At 72.1% G+C, this 22,845-nt stretch carries 21 protein-coding genes; 18 read left to right on the plus strand and 3 right to left on the minus strand.

What is annotated here, in order from left to right:
* Positions 1 to 169: 169 nt before the first annotated feature.
* From ACIA3K_RS30105 to ACIA3K_RS30115, 3 genes are all read left to right on the plus strand, one after another.
* Positions 170 to 931, plus strand: a complete 762-nt coding sequence (locus ACIA3K_RS30105) for a G5 domain-containing protein (RefSeq protein WP_396805076.1) — start codon at positions 170 to 172, stop codon at positions 929 to 931.
* Positions 932 to 1,177: 246 nt separating this feature from the next.
* The gene (locus tag ACIA3K_RS30110; RefSeq protein WP_396805012.1) at positions 1,178 to 2,029 is read left to right on the plus strand and encodes a DUF559 domain-containing protein; all 852 of its coding nucleotides are present in this window, start codon (positions 1,178 to 1,180) and stop codon (positions 2,027 to 2,029) included.
* Positions 2,030 to 2,276: 247 nt separating this feature from the next.
* Positions 2,277 to 2,942 (plus strand): hypothetical protein, encoded by a 666-nt coding sequence (locus tag ACIA3K_RS30115; RefSeq protein ID WP_396805014.1) that lies wholly within the window; start codon positions 2,277 to 2,279, stop codon positions 2,940 to 2,942.
* A gap of 39 nt (positions 2,943 to 2,981) precedes the next feature.
* Here ACIA3K_RS30115 and gabT read toward each other — a convergent pair whose 3' ends face one another.
* A complete protein-coding gene (gene gabT, locus ACIA3K_RS30120) occupies positions 2,982 to 4,253 on the minus strand; it encodes a 4-aminobutyrate--2-oxoglutarate transaminase (RefSeq protein ID WP_396805016.1) in 1,272 nt (423 codons plus the stop codon).
* A gap of 3 nt (positions 4,254 to 4,256) precedes the next feature.
* Entirely contained in the window at positions 4,257 to 5,693 is a 1,437-nt protein-coding gene (locus tag ACIA3K_RS30125; RefSeq protein ID WP_396805018.1) for a gamma-aminobutyraldehyde dehydrogenase, read from the minus strand.
* Positions 5,694 to 5,836: 143 nt separating this feature from the next.
* Here ACIA3K_RS30125 and ACIA3K_RS30130 point away from each other — a divergent pair, with 143 nt between their 5' ends.
* The gene (locus ACIA3K_RS30130; RefSeq protein WP_396805020.1) at positions 5,837 to 7,276 is read left to right on the plus strand and encodes an aldehyde dehydrogenase family protein; all 1,440 of its coding nucleotides are present in this window, start codon (positions 5,837 to 5,839) and stop codon (positions 7,274 to 7,276) included.
* Here ACIA3K_RS30130 and ACIA3K_RS30135 read toward each other — a convergent pair.
* Entirely contained in the window at positions 7,273 to 8,508 is a 1,236-nt protein-coding gene (locus ACIA3K_RS30135; RefSeq protein ID WP_396805022.1) for an SUKH-3 domain-containing protein, read from the minus strand. The genes ACIA3K_RS30130 and ACIA3K_RS30135 overlap by 4 nt on opposite strands.
* Positions 8,509 to 8,586: 78 nt before the next feature.
* Here ACIA3K_RS30135 and ACIA3K_RS30140 point away from each other — a divergent pair, with 78 nt between their 5' ends.
* The 14 genes from ACIA3K_RS30140 to manA all read left to right on the plus strand — a co-directional run bounded on the left by ACIA3K_RS30140 (position 8,587) and on the right by manA (position 22,830).
* Positions 8,587 to 9,009, plus strand: coding sequence for a YbaB/EbfC family nucleoid-associated protein (locus ACIA3K_RS30140; protein ID WP_396805024.1), 423 nt, complete (start codon positions 8,587 to 8,589; stop codon positions 9,007 to 9,009).
* Positions 9,006 to 9,338 carry a hypothetical protein gene (locus tag ACIA3K_RS30145; RefSeq protein WP_357129907.1) on the plus strand — a complete coding sequence of 111 codons (333 nt, stop codon included), beginning with the start codon at positions 9,006 to 9,008 and terminating at the stop codon, positions 9,336 to 9,338. The genes ACIA3K_RS30140 and ACIA3K_RS30145 overlap by 4 nt, the downstream gene beginning before the upstream one ends.
* A 16-nt stretch (positions 9,339 to 9,354) precedes the next feature.
* A complete protein-coding gene (locus ACIA3K_RS30150) occupies positions 9,355 to 13,707 on the plus strand; it encodes a toxin glutamine deamidase domain-containing protein (RefSeq protein ID WP_396805026.1) in 4,353 nt (1,450 codons plus the stop codon).
* Positions 13,704 to 14,141 (plus strand): hypothetical protein, encoded by a 438-nt coding sequence (locus ACIA3K_RS30155; protein ID WP_396805028.1) that lies wholly within the window; start codon positions 13,704 to 13,706, stop codon positions 14,139 to 14,141. The genes ACIA3K_RS30150 and ACIA3K_RS30155 overlap by 4 nt, the downstream gene beginning before the upstream one ends.
* A gap of 97 nt (positions 14,142 to 14,238) precedes the next feature.
* The gene (locus tag ACIA3K_RS30160; RefSeq protein ID WP_396805030.1) at positions 14,239 to 14,832 is read left to right on the plus strand and encodes a DinB family protein; all 594 of its coding nucleotides are present in this window, start codon (positions 14,239 to 14,241) and stop codon (positions 14,830 to 14,832) included.
* Positions 14,832 to 15,488, plus strand: a complete 657-nt coding sequence (locus ACIA3K_RS30165) for a tetratricopeptide repeat protein (RefSeq protein ID WP_396805032.1) — start codon at positions 14,832 to 14,834, stop codon at positions 15,486 to 15,488. Before ACIA3K_RS30160 ends, ACIA3K_RS30165 begins: the two co-directional genes overlap by 1 nt.
* 83 nt (positions 15,489 to 15,571) lie before the next feature.
* The gene (locus ACIA3K_RS30170) at positions 15,572 to 15,772 is read left to right on the plus strand and encodes a hypothetical protein (RefSeq protein WP_396805034.1); all 201 of its coding nucleotides are present in this window, start codon (positions 15,572 to 15,574) and stop codon (positions 15,770 to 15,772) included.
* A 115-nt stretch (positions 15,773 to 15,887) separates the two neighbouring features.
* The gene (gene nfi, locus ACIA3K_RS30175; RefSeq protein ID WP_396805035.1) at positions 15,888 to 16,529 is read left to right on the plus strand and encodes a deoxyribonuclease V; all 642 of its coding nucleotides are present in this window, start codon (positions 15,888 to 15,890) and stop codon (positions 16,527 to 16,529) included.
* A gap of 105 nt (positions 16,530 to 16,634) precedes the next feature.
* A complete protein-coding gene (locus ACIA3K_RS30180; protein WP_396805037.1) occupies positions 16,635 to 17,702 on the plus strand; it encodes a hypothetical protein in 1,068 nt (355 codons plus the stop codon).
* 69 nt (positions 17,703 to 17,771) lie between these two features.
* The gene (locus ACIA3K_RS30185; RefSeq protein WP_396805039.1) at positions 17,772 to 19,157 is read left to right on the plus strand and encodes a phosphomannomutase/phosphoglucomutase; all 1,386 of its coding nucleotides are present in this window, start codon (positions 17,772 to 17,774) and stop codon (positions 19,155 to 19,157) included.
* A gap of 60 nt (positions 19,158 to 19,217) precedes the next feature.
* Positions 19,218 to 19,403, plus strand: a complete 186-nt coding sequence (locus ACIA3K_RS30190; RefSeq protein ID WP_007455824.1) for a Trm112 family protein — start codon at positions 19,218 to 19,220, stop codon at positions 19,401 to 19,403.
* On the plus strand, positions 19,400 to 20,596 hold the full coding sequence (locus ACIA3K_RS30195) for an SIS domain-containing protein (RefSeq protein ID WP_396805041.1): 1,197 nt from the start codon (positions 19,400 to 19,402) through the stop codon (positions 20,594 to 20,596). Before ACIA3K_RS30190 ends, ACIA3K_RS30195 begins: the two co-directional genes overlap by 4 nt.
* A 58-nt stretch (positions 20,597 to 20,654) precedes the next feature.
* A complete protein-coding gene (locus ACIA3K_RS30200) occupies positions 20,655 to 21,662 on the plus strand; it encodes a cation diffusion facilitator family transporter (RefSeq protein ID WP_396805043.1) in 1,008 nt (335 codons plus the stop codon).
* A gap of 4 nt (positions 21,663 to 21,666) precedes the next feature.
* Positions 21,667 to 22,830 carry a mannose-6-phosphate isomerase, class I gene (gene manA, locus ACIA3K_RS30205; protein WP_396805045.1) on the plus strand — a complete coding sequence of 388 codons (1,164 nt, stop codon included), beginning with the start codon at positions 21,667 to 21,669 and terminating at the stop codon, positions 22,828 to 22,830.
* The last annotated feature ends 15 nt before the right edge of the window (positions 22,831 to 22,845 follow it).

Below are 22,845 nucleotides of genomic sequence, written 5' to 3' on the forward strand. Positions count from 1 at the left end.
GGTTGACGGGCTCAACGGTCAGTCGGCCTGGCGACTCGTCGTCCACCTGACACGGTTGGCGGCGCAGTTCGCGCTCACCGATTGATCGTCGGCAGGCGAATGGCGCAGGCAATCGACGCGACGGTGGATATTGCCGACAGTGATTGCCGCGACACTTCTCCGCGTGACGATGCAACCACCACCCGGGCCTGGGCATCCACCGCCGTACGGCCCCGGACCGCAGCCATCCGCCGTCCCGAACTGGTTCCGCCGTGCCAGCCCAGGCCGCCGCGCCGCGGTGATCCTCGGTTCGGTGCTGCTCTCCGTCCTGCTGCTCTGCTGTGCCGGCACCGCCATCGTCGGCGCGCTGGCCGGCGAGCCGGCGCCCAAGAGCACGGGCACCGCCGCAGACGAGCCGCAACGCCCCGTCGCCGCGGCACCCGCCGAGCCGACACCGGACGCGCTCGCCGAAGCCCAGTCCCCGGCGGAGGCGCCCTCCAGCGCAGTGCCTTCCAGTGCCGCACCTTCCAGTGTTGCGCCCTCCCCGGTTGTGCGGGTGACGACCGTGACCGAGCGGGCCACGATCAGGCACAGCGCGCGCACTGTCAAGGACGCGTCGCTGGCCGAGGGCAAGCGGGTGGTCCGCACGAAGGGTGTGGACGGCGTACGGACGCTGACCTACCAGGTGACCATCACCGACGGGGTGCAGACCGGCAAGAAGCTGGTCAAGTCCACCGTGACGAAGCAACCCGTCACCGAGGTCGTCGCCATCGGTACGAAGAAGAAGTCCAACTGCGACCCGAACTACAGCCCCTGCGTCCCGATCGCCAGCGACGTCGACTGCCTTCCTGGCTCCGGAAACGGCCCCGCCTACGTCCGTGGAACGGTGAAGGTGATCGGCGAAGACATCTACGACCTGGACCGCGACAACGACGGCTACGGCTGCGACTAACCCCACCCGCCCCAGCGCGCCCCCGCCCCGCCCCGCCCAGTCGCGTCGATCATGGAGTTGTGGTGGGCGGAAGACACCAATTCGAGGCTTTCCGGAGGCACCACAACTCCATGATCGACGCGACTGGTGGGGCGGGGCGTAGCACGTTGGGCGTTTTTTTGGGGGTTTTGCACAGGGCTGGACTTTGTCCACAGGAGGCTGGGGTGGGGTGGAGGGTTGGGGGCTCGGTGACGCAGATTCCGCGGTATGGCAGAGCGTCTGTATCGATACTCGGAGCTACTCAGTGCCGGCCTTACTCGCGAGCAGGTGCGCAGGACCGTTGAGCTATCCCAACTGCACCGGCTGTCGCGGAGTATCTACGCGCCATCGGCCGAGCGGAGTAGGCACCTGCCGGCGATCTTCCAGCGTTTGCCGGACACTGCTGTGGTCGGCTACCACACCGGTGCACACCTGCACGGGTTCGGCGACATCCGCAGCCCCGACGTGCACGTCATCGTTCCAGCGGGGGAGCGCGTGCCACACATTAGGGGAGTGGTGGCTCACGAGTCGGTGCTGCCCGTAGGCGATCCGGTGCTTTTGGGTGGTGTGCCCTGTGCACCCGCTGCCCGATGTGCCGTGGATCTGGCACGATCCGTGCGCCGAATGGACGCGATGCCGCTGCTGGACCTGTGTCTTCGGGTCGGCGCTTGCCAACCTGGCGAACTCCTGGTCGAAGTCGCTCGGCACGAGCGCCTGCGTGGGATCTGTCAGGCACGCGAGCTGGTCAAGCGCGCCGATCCCCGGGCGGAGTGCCGTCAGGAGAGTCAGCTTCGACTTGTGTTGATCGACGGCGGCCTGCCACCGCCAGAGCCTCAGCTGTGGGTCTCGGACAACGACGGGATACCGCTCTACCGCCTGGACCTTGGCTACCGGCAACACCGAGTCGGTGTTGAGTACGACGGCGCGTCCCATCTGGATCGCGCCCGCCTCCAGAGCGATCGCTCTCGAATGAACTGGCTCGCCGCCAATGGATGGCAGATGCGCTATTTCACCGATCTTGACCTCTACCGTCGCCCTGCCCACATCATCCAAACCCTGGCCCCCCTCCTCCACCCCTAGCCACCCCCAGCGCCCCGCGCCCCGCGCCCCGGGCCCTAGGCCCCGCGCCCCGTCGATCATGAAGTTGTGGTGCTCCTGAAGAGGTGCAAATCACCGCGTAACGCCCACCATAACTCCATGATCGACGGGGCGCGGGGCCGGGGCGCGGGCCTGGGGCCCGGGGTGGGGCGGGGGGAGGGGGTGAACGGTTTCGGGGTGGTTTCCGTATCAGGGGCTGAAGACATTGGCTAGGGCGGGAGTTTCGGCGATGAGGGTTCAGCGGAAGCATGTGCTGGCGGCGACCGTGGCGGTGGTTGCCGCCGCCGGGGTGGCGGTGGGGACCGGGTTCGGGTTCGCCGACACCGCCCCGGCACGGTCGTCCGTCTGCTCCGGATCGGTGACGTTCTCGGCGGAGGCCGGTGCGCCGGCGGCGACCAGCGACCGGTTCCCGGTGGGTACCCGGCTGCGGGTGACCAACCTGGACAACAACCGCGCGGCCACGGTGACCGTGACCGGCCCGTCGGGGAGCTGTGTGCTGCTCAACGCCGCCGCCATGGAGCTGGTGCGGGAGCCGGGCAAGAACGTGATCCGCCGTAACGTGGTGGAGCGGCTGGACGGTGCGGCCGCCCAGCCCGCCCCCGGTGGCGTACGCCCCGGCGCCGCCTCGCCCGCCGCGCCGCGCCCGGTGCCCGGCTCGGCCTGCTCCGGCGCGATCACCTTCTTCGCCGAGAACGCCGCGCCGGCAGCGACCAGCGGGAAGTTCCCCGTCGGCACGCGGCTGCGGGTGACGAACCTGGACAACAACCGGGCGACCACGGTGACGGTGACCGGCCCGTCGGGGAGCTGTGTGCTGCTGAACACCGCGGCGATGGACCAGATTCGCGAGCCGGGCAAGAACCTCGTCCGCAACAACACGGTCGAGGTGCTGCGCTGACGGACGTGCGGGGGCCCGATCCCGGGCCCCCGCACACCGTCAGCCGAACGCCGCGTCGAGGATGTCGGCCCCCCGGGTGAGCTGCGCGTCGGAGATGACCAGCGGCGGTAGGAAGCGCAGCACGTTGCCGTACGTGCCGCAGGTCAGGGTGAGCAGTCCGGCGGCGTGGCAGGCCGCCGAGATGGCCGATGTGACGCCCGGGTCGGGGACGAGCGTGCCGGGCTGGACCAGCTCGACGGCGAGCATCGCTCCCCGGCCGCGTACCTCGGCGATCCGGGGGTCCCGCTCGGCGATGGCCCGGAGGCGGGGTGCCAGCACGGATTCGATCCGGCGGGCCGCACCGGCCAGGTCCGCCTCGTGCATGGTCTCGATGGTGGCCAGCGCGGCGGCGCAGGCGATCGGGTTGCCGCCGTACGTGCCGCCGAGCCCGCCGACGTGCACCGCGTCCATCAGCTCCGCCCGACCGGTGACCGCCGCGAGGGGCAGCCCACCGGCGATGCCCTTGGCGAGGGTGATCAGGTCGGGTTCGACGCCCTCGTGCTGGCAGGCGAACCAGTCGCCGGTCCGGCAGAAGCCGGTCTGGATCTCGTCGGCGACGAAGACCACCCCGGCCGCCGTCGCCCACGCGCGCAGCGCCGGCAGGAAACCCGGCGCGGGTACGACGAAACCGCCCTCACCCTGGATCGGCTCGATGAGCAGCGCGGCGACGTTCTCCGCGCCGACCTGCTTCTCGACCATCTCGATGGCCCGTGCGGCCGCCTCGGCGCCGGAGAGCCCGCCGTCGCGCAGCGGGTACGACATCGGCACCCGGTAGATCTCCCCGGCGAATGGCCCGAACCGGTGCTTGTACGGCATGTTCTTCGCGGTCAACGCCATGGTCAGGTTGGTCCGCCCGTGGTAGGCGTGGTCGAACACCACCACCGCCGGTCGTCCCGTGGCGTGCCGGGCGATCTTGACGGCGTTCTCCACCGCCTCGGCGCCGGAGTTGAACAGCGCCGACCGCTTCTCGAATCCGCCCGGCGTCAACGCGTTGAGCTGTTCGCACACCGCCACGTACGACTCGTACGGTGCGACCATGAAACAGGTGTGGGTGAACCGTTCGACCTGCGCGCGGACGGCCTCGACCACCCTCGGCGCGGAGTTGCCGACGCTGGTCACCGCGATGCCGGCGGCGAAGTCGATCCACTCCCGTCCGTCGACGTCGGTGATCGTCCCGCCCGAGGCGGAGTCCACGTAGGACGTGACGACGCTGCCGACCCCGCGAGCCACGGCCGTGCCCCGCCGCTTGTGCAGTTCGTCAGAGGTGGCCATGGGTCAGCCCTCGATGTTGTGCATGACGTGCTTGATCCGGGTGTAGTCCTCCAGGCTGTAGACCGACAGGTCCTTGCCGTGCCCGGAGTGCTTGAAGCCGCCGTGCGGCATCTCGGAGACGAACGGGATGTGCGTGTTGACCCAGACGCAGCCGAAGTCGAGCCGTCGCGTCATCCGCATCGCCCGGCCGTGGTCGCGGGTCCAGACCGACGCGGACAGGCCGTAGTCGACACCGTTGGCCCAGCGCACCGCCTCGTCCTCGTCCGAGAAGCGCTGCACGGTGATGACCGGACCGAACACCTCGTCCTGGATGATCTCGTCGGCCTGCCGCAGCCCCGACACGACGGTCGGCGTGTAGAAGTAGCCGCGCTCGCCCTGCCGGGAGCCGCCGGTCCGGATCGCCGCGTGGTCGGGCAGTCGGTCGACGAAGCCGCTGACCCGGGCGAGCTGGTTGGCGTTGTTCAGCGGGCCGTAGAGCACGTCGGCGTCGTCCGGCGCACCGGTCTTCGTGGCGCGGGCCTGCTCGGTCAGCGCCGCCACGAAGTCGTCGTGGACGCCGGGACCGGCCAGCACCCGGGTCGCCGCCGTGCAGTCCTGCCCGGCGTTGAAGTAGCCGCCGACCGCGATGGCCTCGGCCGCCGCCGCCACGTCCGCGTCGTCGAAGAGCACCACCGGGGCCTTGCCGCCCAGCTCCAGGTGGGTGCGCTTCAGGTCCGGGGCCGCCGCGGCGGCCACCTCCATGCCCGCGCGGGTCGAGCCGGTGATCGACACGAGCTGCGGGGTCGGGTGGGACACGAGGGTACGACCGGTGTCGCGGTCGCCGCAGACCACGTTGAACACCCCCGGCGGGAAGAACTCGGCGGCGATCTCGGCGAGCAGCAGCGTCGACACCGGGGTGGTGTCCGACGGCTTCAGGACGACCGTGTTGCCGGCGGCGAGCGCGGGGGCGATCTTCCAGATGGCCATCATCAGCGGGTAGTTCCACGGGGTGACCTGGGCGCAGACCCCGATCGGCTCGCGCCGCACGTACGAGGTGTGCCCGGCCAGGTATTCCCCGGCCGAGCGCCCCTCCAGCAGCCGGGCGGCCCCGGCGAAGAACCGGAACTCGTCCACCGCCGGGGGCAGCTCCTCATCGAGGGTGAGTTGGCGGGGCTTGCCGGTGTTGCGTACCTCGGCGTCGACCAGCTCGGCGGCCCGTGCCTCCACGGCGTCGGCGAGCTTGAGCAGCGCCCTCTGCCGCTCGGCGGGGGTGACCTCCCGCCAGCTTTCGAAGGCGGTGGCGGCGGCGCTCATCGCCGCGTCGACGTCGGCCGGGCCGGAGACCGGCGCCTGCGCGAACACCTCCCCGGTGCAGGGGTCGACCAGATCGGCGTAACCGCCGTCGGCCGGGTCGACGTAGGAGCCGTTGACGAAGTTGCGCAGCTGCTGCTGGTCACTCATGACGGAATCACTCCGAGGGGGGCCGGGGGTGAGGTCTGCGGCGGTTATCGCAATCTGCCTGCCATCTTCGCTACTGAATCCGCAGCAGACAAGGGCTGCGGCGACTGTTTCCGTCGACTGCTGTCTCGTCTACGCTGCACGACGTGGAGCCCGCACCCTTCTTCGTCGCCTCCCGTCCCGCCTCCGGCACGGGCGAGTTGACCGTCCACCACCCGTACGACGGTCGCGCGGTGGGGCGTACCACCTTTGCCACCGGCGACCAGGTCGAGGCCGCTGTCGCGGCAGCGGCCGGGGTGGCCGCGCAGGCCGCGGCCCTGCCCGCGCACGCCCGCGCGGCGGCCCTGGACCACGTGTCCCGGCGGCTCGCCGAGCGTGCCGACGAGGTCGCGGCACTGATCACCGCCGAGAACGGCAAGCCCGTGAAGTGGGCGCGCGCCGAGGTCGGACGGGCGGTCTCCACCTTCCGGTGGGCCGCCGAGGAGGCCCGACGCTTCTCGGGGGAGCTGCAACGGCTCGACACCGATCCGGCCGCTACCGGCCGGATCGCCCTGGTCCGACGGGCGCCCCGGGGGCCGGTGCTCGGCATCGCGCCGTTCAACTTCCCGCTCAACCTGGTCGCGCACAAGGTCGCCCCGGCCATCGCGGTCGGCGCGCCGATCATCGTCAAGCCGGCCCCGGCGACGCCGCTGTCCGCGCTGCTGCTCGGCGAACTGCTGGCCGAGACGGACCTCCCGGCCGGCATGTTCTCGGTGCTGCCGCTGCCCAACGACCGCGCCGCCGAACTGGTCGCCGACCCGAGGCTGCCGGTCGTGTCGTTCACCGGGTCCGGGCCCGTCGGGGCGGCCATCCGGCGGCAGGTACCGGAGAAGCACGTGACGCTGGAACTGGGCGGCAACGCGGCGGCGGTGCTCTGCGCGGACTGGACGTCCCCCGACGACCTGGACTTCGCCGCACAGCGCATCGCCACCTTCGCCAACTACCAGGCCGGCCAGTCGTGCATCGCCGTGCAGCGGGTGTACGTGCACCACGCGCGGTACGCCGACTTCCTGCCCCGGCTGGTGGCGGCGGTACGCGCGCTGCGCACCGGCGACCCCACGTCGGAGCTGACCGACGTCGGCCCGATGGTGTCCGAGGACGCGGCCCGCCGGGTCGAGGCGTGGGTGTCCGAGGCGGTCGAGGCCGGCGCGACGGTCGAGGTGGGCGGCGTACGCAACGGCGCGACGTACCCCCCGACCGTCCTCACCGGCGTGCCGGCGGACGCCAAGGTCGTCGCCGAGGAGGTGTTCGGGCCGGTGCTGGTGGTCACCCCGGTCGCTGACGACCAGGCCGCGTTCGCCGCCGTCAACGATTCGGCGTACGGGTTGCAGGCGGGCGTGTTCACCCGGCGACTGGACGTGGCCTTCGCCGCCGCGCGAGTCCTCGAGGTGGGCGGCGTGATCGTCGGCGACGTGCCGTCGTACCGGGCGGACCAGATGCCGTACGGCGGGGTGAAGGGCAGCGGCGTCGGCCGGGAAGGGCTGCGCAGCGCGATGGACGACTACACCGAATCGCGTGTGATGGTGCTGACCGGGCTCACGCTCTAGGCCCAGGTGCCGTCGTCGCGCACCCGGGCGGGGGCGCGGCCGAGCAGCAACGTGGTGAGCGCCGCGTCGACGCTCTCGCCGAGGAACCAGTCGCCGGCCTGGTCGAGGGCGAAGACCCGGCCCCGCTCGTCGACGGCGAGGATACTGTCCTGCTGCTCGGTGCCGATCGGAAAGAGCCGCACGCCGAGCACCGCGCCGAAGTCGGCGAGCGTGTCGGCGGTGTGCGCGATCATGTGCGGACGGATGTCGAAGCGGGAGATCCACACCTGTTCGCCCGGGCCGCGCCGGGCGCCCACCAGGCTCGGGAACGCCGTCAACGCCTCCACGGCGGCGGGGAAGGCCTCGTGTCGGTGCGTCCTGCCGGGCACGGCGGTGACGTCCCGTACCCCAGCCGCCGCCATGATCTGGTCGCCGATGTGCGGACGCCAGCCCGCCGCCACCAGCGCGTTCGCCACCTCGGGCGCAAAGCGTCCCGGGTCGGGATCGGGCGCGGCCGGTGCCCGCCACGTCTCGGTGTAGGCCCGCGCCGCCTCCGGTAGGACGTTGGCGCGTACCAGGAACGTGATGCACGAGTCGCACGGCAGTTCGGCGACGCCGCCGGCCGGGTCACCCGGCTCACGGATCCGGAAGATCTCGAACCGGGCGGCGTCCAGCAGGGCCGCCGCCTCGGCCCGACCCATCGGCTCGATGCCCTCGGCGGCCCGCCGGTGGTCGTACTCGTGCAGCACGTCGGAGACCACGATCAGCTCGGCGTGACACTCGACGCCGCGTACCAGCTCGCCCGGCGGCCTCTCGTCCAGGTAGGCGCGCACGAGCGGATGGTGGTTCAGGGTCGCGGGGCCCCTCGTGCCCTGGGCCGTCCAGATGCGACCGTCGAGGGTCAGGTGCGCCACCGTGTTCGGCGTCGGACCCCGGTGGATCTCCCGGATCAGCAGGCTCGACGCGTCGATCGTGCGCGGCGCGGTCGGCCCGCTGGGCTGACTACGCCGGTACAGGTCCGCCACCACCGTGGCCGGCACCCGGGGCCAGGTGGTGACCTTTCCGGTGCGCTTGTCGATGACGGTCGTCGGCAGGTCGCCGGGGATCGCCCGTGCTCCGCTCGACACGATCGAGGTGACGACGAAGCCCAGGTCGAACTCGTCGACCACCGGGGTGCACTCGTGGCCGACGCGCTGTGAATCGCGCCGAGCCCAGGCGGACGCGAGCTGCTCGGCCTGCTGACGGTCGATCACACATCGAAACTACCGGACTACACGGATCGATGGCGGCCGGTATGGTCCTGGATACCGACGGTGACGGGAGGAGCGGCGGTGAGCGAACGCGTGGACCGGGACGCCAATCGCGAGCTACGAGCCCGATTCGACGACGTGTACGGCCAGTACCAGCAGCTCAGGTCTGGTTTGGACATTCTTACGGCACGGCTCGCCGAGCTACGGGTGACCCACCGCTCATCCGATGGGCACGTCACGGCGACGGTCGACGCGCAGGGCCAGGTCATCGAGGTCGTCCTGACGCCGGCCGCCTACCGGGCCCGGGACGCCGAGGCGCTGAGCCGGAAGGTCACCGAGACGATCCGGGCCGCCGTGGCCGCCGCCACCCAGGCCACCCAGGCCCTGGTCGCCGAGACCATGCCGGCCGGCTCCGGCTCGGCGGATTTCCTGCGTACCGGTGACTTCGGCGCGTTGCTCGGCCGCGCCGACGCGTTGCTCGGCCGCCGCGAGGGGTCGGCATGACCGACGGGCAGCTCTGGCTGGACGCCTCCCGTGCGCGGCGTGGCGGCGCCGATCTGGCCCTGTCCGGCGAGGCAGTGACGGCCCGTCGCGCGGCGGAGGGCGGCGAGATCGAGGCCGCCAGCGGCGCCCGCCCGTGGGGGCGCGACGACATCGGCGCGGCGTTCGAGCGGAGCTACCGCGGCATCGAGCAGACCGTGCTGCGCGCGTGGGCGGGCGTCGGTCAGCGGCTCACCGAGCTGGGTGTCGACGTGGTCAGCGCGGTCGATGCCAGCGTGCAGACCGACCAGAGCAGCGCCGCCCGGCTCGACCGGGCCGCCGACCAGCGCTGACGGCGGGGCGATCCGGATGAGCGTGCTGCCCAGCCCGATCCCACACCCACTCGACTACGCGCCCTGGGACGTACCGGGCTGGATCTACGAGGCCCTCGACTGGGCCATCGGCGTGCAGTGGCCGGAGGGCGACGAACGGGCCGTCTGGGACGTCGCGGACCGGTGGTACGCGGTCGCCTCCGTCCTCGCCGGCCCGCACGCCGACGCCGCGGCGGCCGCCACCGAGGTACGCAGCGGATACGGCGGCGTGGGAGCTGTCGACGCAGCGTTCGAGGCGGCCTGGCGAGGCATCGCCGAGGGCGACGACGCACCCCTGCCGGTGCTGCTCGCGGTCACCGCCGATCTGGGCCGCCTGGTCGAGGAGTGCGGCTGCGACATCGAGGGTGCCAAGATCGAAGTCTGGATCGAGCTGGGGATCCTGGTCGTCGAACTGATCTCGGTGGCGGTGGCGGCGCTGCTCACCGCCGGGGCGGCGTCTCCGGCGGCCGGCGCGGCCGTCACCGCGACCCGGCTGCTCATCCAGCAGATCTTCAAACGCCTCATGGGGCAACTGGCCAGCAAGGCTCTGCGGCGCGGGCTCAAGGAGGCCGGCGAGCGCGCGGCCAAGGAGGTCGCCAAGGGCGGCGTACGTGGGCTCGCCAAGCGCGCCACCCGGGAAGGGTTGGAGGAGGCGGCCGAGGAGTCCGGGATCAGCCTCGCCACGCAGGCGTACCAGAACTCGACGGGCCGGGCACACGGCGTCGACCTGACCGACCTGGGCGCCTCGGCGGTCGGTGGGCTCGCCGGTGGTGCGGTCGCGCCGCTGGCTGGCCTGGGCCGCCACGCGACCGGCCGCGCGGCACGGATCGGCGAGCACCTGGGTCGGGAGATGACCGGCGAGATGCTCGCCGAGAGCGCCGCCAGCGTCGCCACCGGGCAGGGCCTGGCCTCGGTCGACGATGTGGTACGCGCCGCCGCGTCCGGCGTCACCGGCTCGACGACCGCCCAGACCGACCACGCTCTGCAGGCACGGCTCCGCGCACAGGCCGATGCTCTGGCCGGAGCGTCCCTCGCCGGCCCGTCGCTTCCGATCCCGCCCCCACCACCGGAACTCGCGACGTCCACGCCCGCGTCGTCCGGGCTGGCCGCGTCGGGGCTGGTGTCGTCTTCGTCGGTGTCGACGGGGGATGGCGTCGGAGCGGTGGGCGCGGACGTCGCCGGTACGTCCGTGCCGGCAGCAGCCGGCGACCCGGGCCCGCCCGCCGGCGAGCACGGCGCGAGTCCAGCACTGCGGGAGGTTGGGGAAGATGTCGGGCTCCCGGCCGTTGCGGAACCGGGACATCCCGCCGTCGCGGCCGCGCCCACGCTCTCGGGGGTCACCGCGCCCGTCGCCGGTGTCGTCGACCCGTCCGGCGGGCCAGGGGTCGGCGTCGCCCCGGCGATCGAGCCGGCCGGCGTCGCCCCGGGCGTCAGCGGCCCCGTACCCTCGTCGACCGGTCTGCCCGGGGCCGCCGCGGCCGTGTCGTCGCCGGGTCCGGTGACCTCGACGGCTTCCCCGCCCACAGGGGCCGGGCCGTCATCGGGTCCGCTGCCTTCGGCGCTCGCGTCCCCCTCGACTCCCGTGACCTCGACGACCGGGCCGGTGTCGGCCGTGGGGGCGGTGCCTCCGGTCGGTTCGGCGGCGGCGAGCAGTGCCGGGCCCTCGACGCCGCTCGCGTCCGCCGGCCCTGCCCCGGCCATCGCGCCCCCGCTGGCGTCTCCGGTCACGCCCACCGGGCCGACGGTCGGCGCGTCACCCGACGGCAGGCTCGGCGCAGCCGTGACCCCGGTGGACGGGAGCGCGGTCGCCGCGCCGGCTGGCCGCCACTCCGCACCCGAGCGGACCGCGACGCGGGAGTCGATCGCGCCAGCCCGCGTACCCCGGCAGAGGACCGGCGGTCGCGCGTCGGCGTCCGTCGACGTGGTCGCGTTCGGCGACCCGGTGGAGTCCGCGACCGACGCCGACGACTGGTACGCCGCCCAGTGGCTGGCCCAGGCGGAGGCCGCCGAGCGACGGCGCTACCAGGGCCACTTCGAGGCACAGCGGATCGGCTTCGAGAACAACCGCCGGCAGGCCGAGGCCACCCGCCTGCGGGCGCGGGCGGCGGAGCACGACCGCAGGGCAGTCGAGTACGCCAACTACGCCCGACAGTTGCACCAGACCGGCCACCGGCAGTGGGCCGACGGCTGGCAGCGGGCGGCGAACGACGAGACACGCGCGTACGCCCACTGGCGTGACCTCGCCAACGACGTACTGGCGGGCATCACGGCGCCGCCGGTCGTCGACCTGGCCGACGGGGCCTTCGCGCACGCCAACAGCGACGTGGGCGCTCTCGCGCTCGGCGCGGTGGAGACCAGCGGCCCGTCCCGACTCACCGGCGACGACGTCCCCCCGCCGATCGACGACTCCCGCCCGTACGGGCAGCCGGGCGGGCTTCGGCCACCACTCGCGCTGCACCAGGTCGACGTCGAACGACAGATGCCGCGCGAACGCGACGGCACCGTCAGACGTACCGCCGATCCGCGCCGGGGCGGCTGGTTCCGCCTCCTGAACGACGGCGGTCCCCAGGCCGACGCCACCCGTGGCATCAACTGCCTGGACTGCACCCTGTCGCTGTTCGAGACCTGGGTGCACGGCCGACCGCGGGTGTCCGCGCCGCGCACCTTCGACGGTTACCTCGACGGTGACATCCGACGCCCGATCCGTGGTGAGGCGGGTGGCCCCGGCCGGGTGGAGGACACCACCGGCGGACGCTTCCAACGCGTACTCACTCCCGGTCAGCCGTCGGACCCGGCGCAGGCCCGGCAGGGGTATGCCAATCTGCGCGACCAACTGCTGCTGGGCGGCCACGGCAGCTACGCGTTCCTGATCACCGAGTGGGCCGGTGGCGGCTCGCACGCCTGGGTGGCACTCAACCAGAACGGCACCGTCCTCTACGTCGACCCGCAGACCGGCCTCGTCCGCGACGATCCGCTCTATCCCGACGTGGTCGGCATCGACGCGCTCGTACTGGGCGGAGACGGCCGGCCGATGCCGCTGGGCGGACTGCCCCGGGGCCGGTTCAGTGAACGCCCCGACCTGCCGACCCGCCCACCCGGGTACGACGACGGCGGCCACGGCGACCCGTACGTCAACCGCATGTACCTGCTGCTGGACGGCCCCGGCTCGGTACCGGACGGCCCGCCGTCCGACGCTCGCGTCAGTCAGCCTCCGACCCGGTTGCTCGCGCAGGCCGGCAGTCTGGACGAGGTCTTTGCGGCCGGGTTGAGTCCCGCCGACTTCGCGCGTGCGGTGGATCCGCCGACCCTCCGGCGGCTGGTGTCCAGCCTCGACGACGCGGCCGCCCAGGACGTGTCGAGGCTGTTCGCCGACACCCGCGTCCGCGACATGCTGGACACCGCCCTGCGAGAGCCGCCCCCGAACGAGCCGAAGTTGGCCGTGCGCCTGGCGCAGCAACTGGCACAGGCGCCGGATCTGGCGCGGATGATTCTGGGCACCCCCGAGTTGGCGGCCTCACTGACGGCCCGACCGCTGACGCTGCACCACCTGGCGAGCCACCAACAGGCCATCGACGCCCTCGCAGACGTACTCGACGACATCGACGCGCGGGAAGCCGCAGGAGTGGGCGCGGAGCCGGTTCCAACATTGCCCCAACCGGAACCCACACCTCTCACCGCCGATCAGTTGCGGACCAGCGCCAGCTTGCAGACGCGGCGGGGGCCTGTTGCCCAACCAGGCTTCGACAGGCGTCGGATCGGCGATCCCAGCTACCGACGTAGCTATCTCAACGCTCTGTACACGGCGGCAGTCGATGCCCAGGCTGACCTGAATCAGCTCGCCACGGCGCTGTCTGTTGTCGACGGTCGTGCTGTGGGTAACCCAGGTTGGCGTTCCCAACCCAAGGATCGACGGCGAGCCGAGGACAAGGTGAACGGCCGGCAAGGCGACGCGTCGACGCTGCTGGATCTAGCGGCCGCGAAGGTTGAGTTCAGCTCTCTCGATGACCTTTATGCTGCGCTTGCTCGGATCAAGGAGAGCCCGGGCATCGTGATTGTCGGCTTTGAAGACCGTTTCATTGCACCAATGAGCAGCGGCTACCGGGATGTACAACTCGTACTCCGGACACGGAATGGACACCTGGGCGAATTTCGGCTGCACCTGGCCGCGCTCGATGCCGTGGCCGTTTGGGAACATGTGCTTTACGAGGTTCGCCGTGACATCGAAGCGCTGGCCCGCGTCGAGGGGCGCACCCTGACGCTACGCGAGCGGGAGATCATAGAGGGCATCCGCTTTCGCGAGCAGCAGCTGTTCTGGCAGGCCTTGCTGTCGACCTTTGAGGAGTCTGGATGACCGAGAAGCCCGTCACGGCGCTTCCCGCGTACTACTTGTATCACCAGGCACCGGTGAAGATCGTGGAGACACCCGATGGTGGTGCCCAGGTCTGGCGAGTGTCCATAGACACGGGGGGATGGCACGCCAAGCCCAGCCTCTTCGCCGAGATCATGCTTGCGGTCGGCGGTGACATCTTTCGCCGTTCCGAGGCGGACTTCGTTCAGGAGGTAGAGGCGTTCCGGGCCTACTACCTGGAGGGCGACGGACCGATCTTCGCGCTGTACGAGACGGTGCGATCGATTGAGGACCTGGCAACCGCTGAGGGGCGGCACCTGACGCCACGCGAGCAGGATCTGATCCGGGGGATTCGACAGCGAACCTTCGTGATGTTCGAGGAGCAACTCCGTGCGGCCGGCCATCCGGGTGCGGATCCCGATCTGGCTGCCCGCTAGTTGGGGATCGTCGCGCTCAGCGTGGGCCTACACGGGAGAGTGCTGCCCAGCGGGTTTCCGGTTGCCGAGGTCGACGGGTATCGACGAGAGTCGCCGTATGGCTGATGCACGCGCCGAGGCCGCGACCCCCGGCGGCGAACCCACGCGGACCTTCGGTTGGTCGTACCTGTTCGTCCATCCGGACGACGACCCACGCTCGGACGGTAACTTCGCCGACGAGCGGGCCGTTCTCGTCGAGTATTTGCGCGACCAACGCCTCACCTTCGAGTTGAAGTGCGACGGCCTGAACGCCGAGCAGTTGGCCCGGCGGTCGGTGCCACCGTCGACGATGTCGCTGCTCGGGTTGATCCGTCACCTGGCCGAGGTGGAGCGCGGCTGGTTCCGCAGGACGATGGCCGGCCAGGCGGCGCCCCACAGGTACTGCTCGGACGACGATCCGGACGGCGACTTCGACGGCGCGGTCGCGGATCCGGCGGTGGTCGACGAGGCGTACCGGGCCTGGCGTTCAGAAGTGGCGTTCTCGGAGCAGTTCGTCAGCGAGGCTGCGGATCTCGACGTGCAGGGGCGGCAACGCGACGGCAATGTCATCGTGCTGCGCAGGCTTCTGGTGCACATGATCGAGGAGTACGCGCGGCACAATGGCCACGCCGATTTCCTACGCGAGCGTATCGACGGAAGGGTGGGTCAGTGATGGCCGAGGGGTTCGACGTCCGGTTGACGCGGGCGCGGGAGCGCTACGAGCAGGCGGTCTTCGGCGGTGACGGGACGTCGTTGGACGAGGCCGAGCGGGATCTCGTCGCGGTGGAGGCGGACACGGCCCTGGCTCGTGGGCGGCTGTTGCACGCCCGTTTCCTCGAAACCGGCGTGGAGGATGCGGCCGAGCTGTCGCTCTTCGAGCGGGCGGCGCAGCTCTACCGCGAGGTGGGCGACGCCCGTGGCGAGGGTGAGGCGCTGTTCTGGGTGGGCACGGTCCACCAGGTGATCCGGCAGGACCAGGCCGCCGCCGATCCGGCCTTCGCGCGGGCGCGGGAGCTGGCGACGGAGGCGGGGGACGAGCTGACCCTCTCGTACGTGCTGCGGCACCTCTGCTTCGGCGAGCAGGCCGCCGGTCGGGTCGAGGCGGCGCGGGAGTTGCTGGAGGAGTCGACGCGGTTGCGCCGGAAATTGTCCTTCACGCCGGGTGTCGCGGCGAATCTGATCGGTCTGGCGGACCTGGCGGCGAGCGACGGTGACCGGGACGCCGCCCGTGACCTGCTCGACGAGGCCACGTCACTGGCCACCGGCAGCGGCGCGTACGGCATCGTCCGGTGGATCGACGAGGCCCGCGACGAGCTGAAGCTCGCCTGATCACAGTGTGGGTCCACCGGTGCGCGGCTCAGCCCTCTCCATAGCGCCGAACGGCGGTTGACCGTGTTTATTAACATCGCTCCATGGCGAGATCCACTACGGGCAGCAGCAGCTCCGGTTTCTGGGCGTGGGCGGTCGGCCTCCTGTTCGGCCTGGCCATCGGTATCCCTTCGTTCGGCCCGAAGGGAGGGGTGGCGTTCGGTGTCGCCATGGCGGTCGTCGTCGGTGTCGCGTTCGGTGCTACCCGGAAGCGGGTCGACGACGGCGCTGATGGGAAGCCGTGATCGACTCGACATCGCCGATATCGGGGTGTCCGGGGCGCGGGATGCCGCGACATCGCCGAAATCGAGTGGATCAAGGGCGGCGCTGACCCGGACTCCGCGTTCGGTCGCGGAGGCGGTGGCCGTACAGGAGGAGTTGCGGCCGCTGGTCGACCTGGTCGGGCCCGGCCCGCTCGCGCCGGAGACGGTGGCCGGCCTGGACGTGGCGTACGCCGAGAGCGGTGACCTCCTCGCGGCGGCCGTGACCGTGCTGGATGCTCGGACGCTGACCGTGGTGGATTCGGCGGTCAGCGTCGGCCGGCCCGCGTTCGACTACGTGCCGGGGTTGTTCGCCTTCCGCGAGGCGCCGGCTCTGCTCGCCGCCCTGGACGCGTTGAAGACCGTCCCGGACCTGCTCGTCTGTGACGGGCACGGGGTGGCGCATCCGCGCCGGTTCGGGCTGGCCTGTCACCTCGGGGTGGTCACCGGCCTGCCCGCGATCGGAGTGGGCAAGACGTCGCTGGTCGGCGAGTGGGAAGCCCCGGCCGCCGAGCGGGGCGCCTGGTCGGCGCTGCGCGACGGGAGTGAGGTGCTCGGCCGGGTGCTGCGTACCCGGGACGGGGTCAAGCCGGTCTTCGTGAGCGTCGGGCACCGGGTGAGTCTGGAGAACGCCACCGCCCGGGTGCTCGCGTTGACTCCGCGTTATCGCCTTCCCGAGACGACGCGCACCGCCGACCGGCTCTGCCGCGACGCTCTCGCCCAGGCCGGACACGGGTCGTAGACCGTAACGCCGCACACATACCGACCGCTCTATGACCGGTGGTGGGAGTGGCCCGGTAGTAGCCTGTCCGGCGGACCCCACCCGGGGAGGAACGGTGAGGTGATCATGACGCTGCGTCGACGTGCCGCACGGCTCGCGACGGTCTGCGGTCTGTTGGTCGGCCTGGTGATGCTCGGTGCGTCACCCGCGCTGGCCGACGAAGACTCGGTCCGTGTGGGTGCGGCCAGCAGCTTCGCCGCCGGAGGTTCCCCTCAGGGAGTGAACGTCGCGGTGCGCAAGCGCTCCGAGGGATGCGTCCTGCTGCGTACGGCTCTGGGTCTGAGCCTTGAGGGTCTTGCGCCGGATCAGGTGGCGGTCCAGGTCAACGCGGGCGGACGCTGGTTCCCGGTGGGCGTGTCCGGCGGTGGTGGCAACGTGACGACCGCGCAGACCTCGCCGGCCAAGCCGACGTTGTGCAAGGGCAAGGGCATCACCGTGCGGTACCGGGTGGCGTTCGCCGCCGGTACGGCGGGGGGTCGGCTCTCCGTGACCGGTGTGGGTCTCACCGCCGCCGGTCAGCAGTTGGGGCAGGGCAGCGACACGGCCAAGGTCGCCGGGCGGCTCTCCCCGTCGCCCACGCCGACGCCGTCGAAGAAGCCGACCCCGACCCCGACGCCGACCCCGACCGAGGTCGCGACGGCGGGCGAGGTGGTGGACCCGGCCGCACTGGGCCCGGCCTCCGTCGCACCCTCGACGACGGCGGTGGCCGCCAAGTCCGGTGGTGGTGGTTCGTTGATCATGTTCTTCGGCATCGCGATGGTGGCGGTGGGTGTGCTGTTGATCGTGCTGCTGGTCCGCCGGTCCCGGCAGGACCGCACGCCGACCGACGAGCCCGGCCCGCTGCCGGGCAACCCCGGTGGGACCACCTACCGCGCCGGTGGTGGGTCGCCGGCCGTGCCCGGCCACCCCGGCCCGGTGTACGGCCAGCAGCCGCCGGCGGTACCCGTCCCGCGACCCGCCCCCGGCGGCGTCTACGGGGCACGACCCACCACGACCCCGCCGGACGCCACTCAGGTCATGCCGGACGCCACGCAGGTCTTGCCGGGTGCCCCCGGCGATCCGGGTGCTCGGCCCCGGCCGGACGACCCGGACGGCGGCGACCACACCGTGTTCATGCCCCGGCTCCCCGGCTGAGCGGGGCGCGGCCCGGTCGCTCCGATACGCTCAGGTTCGTTGGAAACCTGCGGCCAAGGAGCGGAACTAGTGTCTGATCTGTCCCAGATCGTGAAGGCGTACGACGTCCGAGGGACGGTGCCGGACCAGTGGGACGAACGGGTCGCCGAGGCGCTCGGGGCCGCCTTCACCCAGCTGCTCAACGCCACTGACGAGCCCGGTGACGCCGTCGTCGTCGGGTACGACATGCGGGCCAGCTCGCCCGGCCTGGCGGCCGCCTTCGCCGCCGGGGTACGGGCCGAGGGGCGCTCGGTGATCGAGATCGGGCTCGCCTCCACCGACCTGCTCTACTTCGCCTCCGGCTCGCTCGGCCTGCCCGGGGCGATGTTCACGGCCAGTCACAACCCGGCGCAGTACAACGGCATCAAGATGTGCCGCTCCGGTGCCCGGCCGATCGGCCAGGACAGCGGCTTGGCGGAGATCCGTGACCGGGCGCAGGCGTTGCTGGACTCGGGGGCGTCCCGCCCGGCGGGCGAGCCGACCCGGCCGGCCGAGCGGCGCGACCTGCTCCCCGACTACGCCGCGTACCTGCGCAAGCTCGTCGACCTCTCCGGCATCCGGCCGCTGAAGGTGGTGGTCGACGCCGGCAACGGGATGGGTGGCTACACCGTCCCCACCGTGCTCGGCGAGGCCGCCCTGTCGGCCCTGCCGCTGGAGATCGTGCCGCTCTACTTCGAGCTGGACGGCAGCTTCCCCAACCACGAGGCGAACCCGCTGGACCCGGCGAACCTGGTGGACCTCCAGCGCGCCGTGGTCGAGCACGGCGCCGACATCGGCCTGGCCTTCGACGGCGACGCCGACCGGTGCTTCGTGGTCGACGAGCGCGGCGAGCCGGTCTCGCCGTCGGCGATCACCGCGCTGGTCGCGGCGCGGGAGCTGGCCAAGCACCCGGGCTCCACGGTGATCCACGGTCTGATCACCTCCAGCGCGGTCGCGGAGATCATCCGTGAGCACGGCGGGGAGCCGGTGGTGGCCCGGGTCGGGCACTCCTTCATCAAGGCGGAGATGGCCCGCACCAACGCCGTCTTCGGCGGGGAGCACTCCGCCCACTACTACTTCCGGGACTTCTGGTTCGCCGACACCGGCATGCTCGCCGCGATGCACACGCTGGCCGCCCTGGGCGAGCAGTCGCTGCCGCTGTCCGTGCTGGCCGGCGAGTACGAGCGCTACGTCGCCTCCGGCGAGATCAACTCGACGGTCGCCGACCAGGCCGCGGCGGTGGCCGACGTGCGGGCCGCGTACCCGGACGCGACGACCGACGAGATGGACGGGCTGACGCTGCGCTTCGAAGACGGCGCGTGGTTCAACCTGCGTGCCTCCAACACCGAGCCGCTGCTGCGGCTCAACGTCGAGGCGCCCACCCGCGAGCGGATGGTCTCGCTCCGGGACGAGGTGCTCGACCGCGTTCGCCGATAAGATCGCCTGCGCCGGTCGGCACCGCCGTCGGTGACCCGCACTCGTGGAAGGAGCCGTGCCATGGCCCTGGATCCGCAGTTGCTCGAGATTCTCGCCTGCCCGGACACGCACCACGCCCCGCTGACCTACGACGCGGAGGCGCAGACGTTGACCTGCACGGAGTGCGGTCGGATCTTCGAGGTCCGCGACGATGTGCCGGTGCTGCTCCTCGACGAGGCGCGTGGCGGCCCCGGGCAGCAGTCATGATCGACGGTACGGCCGGGGTCAGCGGTCGGCGCGACGCCGACGAAGCCCTGCTCGACAACCCGAACGCGCTGGCCGAGCACGACCCGGGCGACATGCTGCGGCACACCGCCTCGGGTGGCGCCCAGGTACGCGAGAGCGCGGCGCTGGCCGCCGAGGCGAACCTCGCGGTGCTCGCCGACGACGGGCGGCCCCGGGCCGTGGTGATCGCCGGCATCGGCACGGCCGGGCGTACCGGGGACGTGCTGGCCACGGTCGCCGGCCCGCGCTGCCCGGTCCCGATCATCGGGCACCGCAGCGCGGGCGTACCCGGTTGGGTGGGCGCCGCCGACGTGGTGATCGCGGTGAGCGCGTCGGGCCGCAGCCCGGAGGCGCTCGGCGCCGCCGAGGCCGCGCACCGGCGCGGCGCTCGACTGGTCGCGGTGGGCGCACCGGACTCGCAGTTGCAGTCGGTGGCAGAGCGGGCCCGGGCGCCGTTCATCCCGGTGCCCCGACGGGCGCCGGCCCGGGCCAGCCTCTGGGCGCTCACCGTGCCGGTCCTACTGGCGGCGCGGTCGCTCGGGCTGGTGAAGGTCAACGAGGCGGACCTGGCGGAGACGGCGGCCCGGCTCGACGCCGACGCCGACCGCTGCCGGTCCGCCGCCGAGTCGTTCGTCAACCCGGCCAAGTCGCTGGCGCTGGGCCTGGCCGGCTCGATCCCGATCGTGTGGGGCTCGTCGCCGCTGGCGACCGTGGCGGCCCGCCGGTTCGGCGACACCCTGTCCGCGAACGCCCGCTACCCGGTGGTCACCGGCGCGCTGGGCGAGGCCGGGCGGGGGCGGGTCGGGCTGCTGGACGGCGTCTTCGGCGGCCTTGCCGAGGGGGAGCGGGACATCTTCGCCGACCCGTCGGAGGACGACGGGGAGGGCACCCGGCTGCGGCTGGTGCTGCTGCGCGACGGCGGGCTCAACGCCGACGAGGACACGGACGAGCCGCTCGCCGTCGAGGAGCGCCGCGCGGACGCGGTGCAGACCCTCGCCGAGCGCCGTGGCGTGCGGTGCGACGTGGTGACCGCCGAGGGCGGTTCGGCTCTGGAGCGGCTCGCCTCGCTGATCGCCGTACCGGACTTCGCCTCGATCTATCTTGCTCTGGCACACGGGTTGGACCCGATGGCCGTACCGGCCATCACCGAGATGAAGGAGCTGTCGAACCAGTGAACGAAAGCAGGGGGCGGCGCGGCACGAACGTCACCACGACCCGAAACGGAGTGGCGGCGTGAGCGCGAACGGCGGGACGAAGGCGATCGTCGCCGCCCTGCTGGCCAATGTCGGCATCGCCGTCACCAAGTTCATCGCGTTCCTGCTCTCCGGGTCCTCGTCGATGCTGGCCGAGGCGGTCCACTCGGTGGCCGACTCCGGCAACCAGGGTCTGCTGCTGCTCGGTGGCAAGCGGGCGAAGCGCGCGGCCACGCCGGAACACCCGTTCGGGTACGGCCGGGAGCGCTACATCTACGCGTTCATCGTGTCGATCGTGCTGTTCAGCATCGGTGGACTGTTCGCGCTCTACGAGGCGTACCACAAGTGGTCGCACGCGGAGGGCATCACCGAGTGGCAGTGGCTTCCGGTGGCGGTGCTGCTGGCGGCGATCGCCATGGAGTCGTTCTCCTTCCGGACGGCGATCAAGGAGTCCAACCACATCCGGGGCAAGCAGTCCTGGGTGCGTTTCATCCGGCGGGCCAAGGCGCCGGAGCTGCCGGTGGTGCTGCTGGAGGACTTCGGCGCCCTGGTCGGTCTGGTCTTCGCGCTGTTCGGCGTCGGCATGACGCTGGCCACCGGCGACGGTCGGTGGGACGCCGCCGGCACCGCGATGATCGGCGTCCTGCTGGTGGTCATCGCCATCGTGCTGGCCATCGAGACCAAGAGCCTGCTCCTCGGTGAGGGTGCCGAACAGCAGGACCTGGCGGCCATCGAGCGGGCCATCACCGAGGGCCCCGAGGTGGAGCGGATCATCCACATGAAGACGCTCTACCTGGGCCCGGAAGAGCTGATGGTGGCCGCGAAGATCGGCGTACCGTCCTGCGAGAGCGCCGAGGCCCTGGCTCGCGGCATCAACGCCGTGGAGGCGCGCATCCGTACCGCCGTGCCGATCGCCCGGGTGATCTACCTGGAGCCGGACATCTACAGCGCCGCCGCCGCCAAGGCCGGCACCGGCGCCGCTGCCGACACCGCCGTACCGCAGCCGGAGGAGACCGCGGGCGAGGCGGTCGGACGGCCCGGGGTCTGAGACGGTGGAACCGCTGTACGGACCGATCCGGGACTACGCCTGGGGGTCCCGCTCCGCCATCGCGCTGTTGCAGGGGCGACCGGTGCCCAGCCCCGGCCCGGAGGCGGAGCTGTGGTTGGGCGCCCACCCGGGCGCCCCGGCCAGCGTGGAGCGGGCCGGAGCCCGGGTGAGCCTCTGTGACCTGGTACGCGACGAGCCGGGGCAGTGGCTGGGCCAACGGGTGGCCGGCCGGTTCGGCAGCCGGCTCCCGTTCCTGCTCAAGGTCCTCGCTGCCGACTCGCCGCTGAGCCTGCAGGCCCATCCGGATGCCGAGCAGGCCCGGGCGGGGTTCGCCGCCGAGGCGGGTCTTCCTCCCGAGGAGCGCAACTACACCGACCCGCACCACAAGCCGGAGTTGTTGGTCGCGCTCACCCCGTTCGAGGCGCTGTGCGGCTTCCGCGATCCGGTGGAGTCGGCCGAGGCGCTCGCCGCGTTCGGCGTACCCGAGTTGGGGCCCGTGGTCGACGCGCTGCGCACCGGGCCGACGGGCCTGCGCACGGCGGTGGGGACGCTGCTCGGCTGGCCGGTCGTGGAGCGCGACGGGCTGCTGCGGGCCGTCCTGGCGTCGGCGGCCGACGGCCCGGACGCCGAGTTGGCCCGCCGGCTGGCGAAGGCCTATCCGGGCGACCCGGGCGTGCTGGTGGCGCTGCTGCTGCACCATGTGCGGCTGGTGCCGGGCGAGGCGATCTGGATGCCGGCGGGCAACCTGCACGCGTACCTGAGCGGCTGTGGCGTCGAGATCATGGCGGCCAGCGACAACGTGCTGCGCGGCGGTTTCACGCCGAAGCGGGTCGACGTGGACGAGTTGGTACGGGTGCTGCGCTTCGAGGTGCTCGACGATCCGGTGCGCGCCGCCCGGCACGTCGCCCCGGGGGTGGACTGCTGGGCGGTGCCGGTGGACGACTTCGCGTTGCACCGGGTGCGGGTCGGCGCGGACGTGCCGGAGGCCACGCTGGCTCTGCCCGGTCCCCGGGTGGTGCTCTGCGGCGCGGGGTCGGTGACGGTCGACGACGGGGCGGGCTCTCTGACGCTGGTGTCCGGCGAGGCGGCGATCGGCACGGCGGCCGGCGAGCCGCTGCGGATCAGCGGCGACGGCGAGGCGTACGTGGCGACGTCGGGCCTACGCTGACTCGCCACAAGTCCG

The sequence above is a fragment of the Micromonospora sp. NPDC051543 genome (genome assembly GCF_044454415.1).
In the GTDB taxonomy this organism is placed as follows: domain Bacteria; phylum Actinomycetota; class Actinomycetes; order Mycobacteriales; family Micromonosporaceae; genus Micromonospora.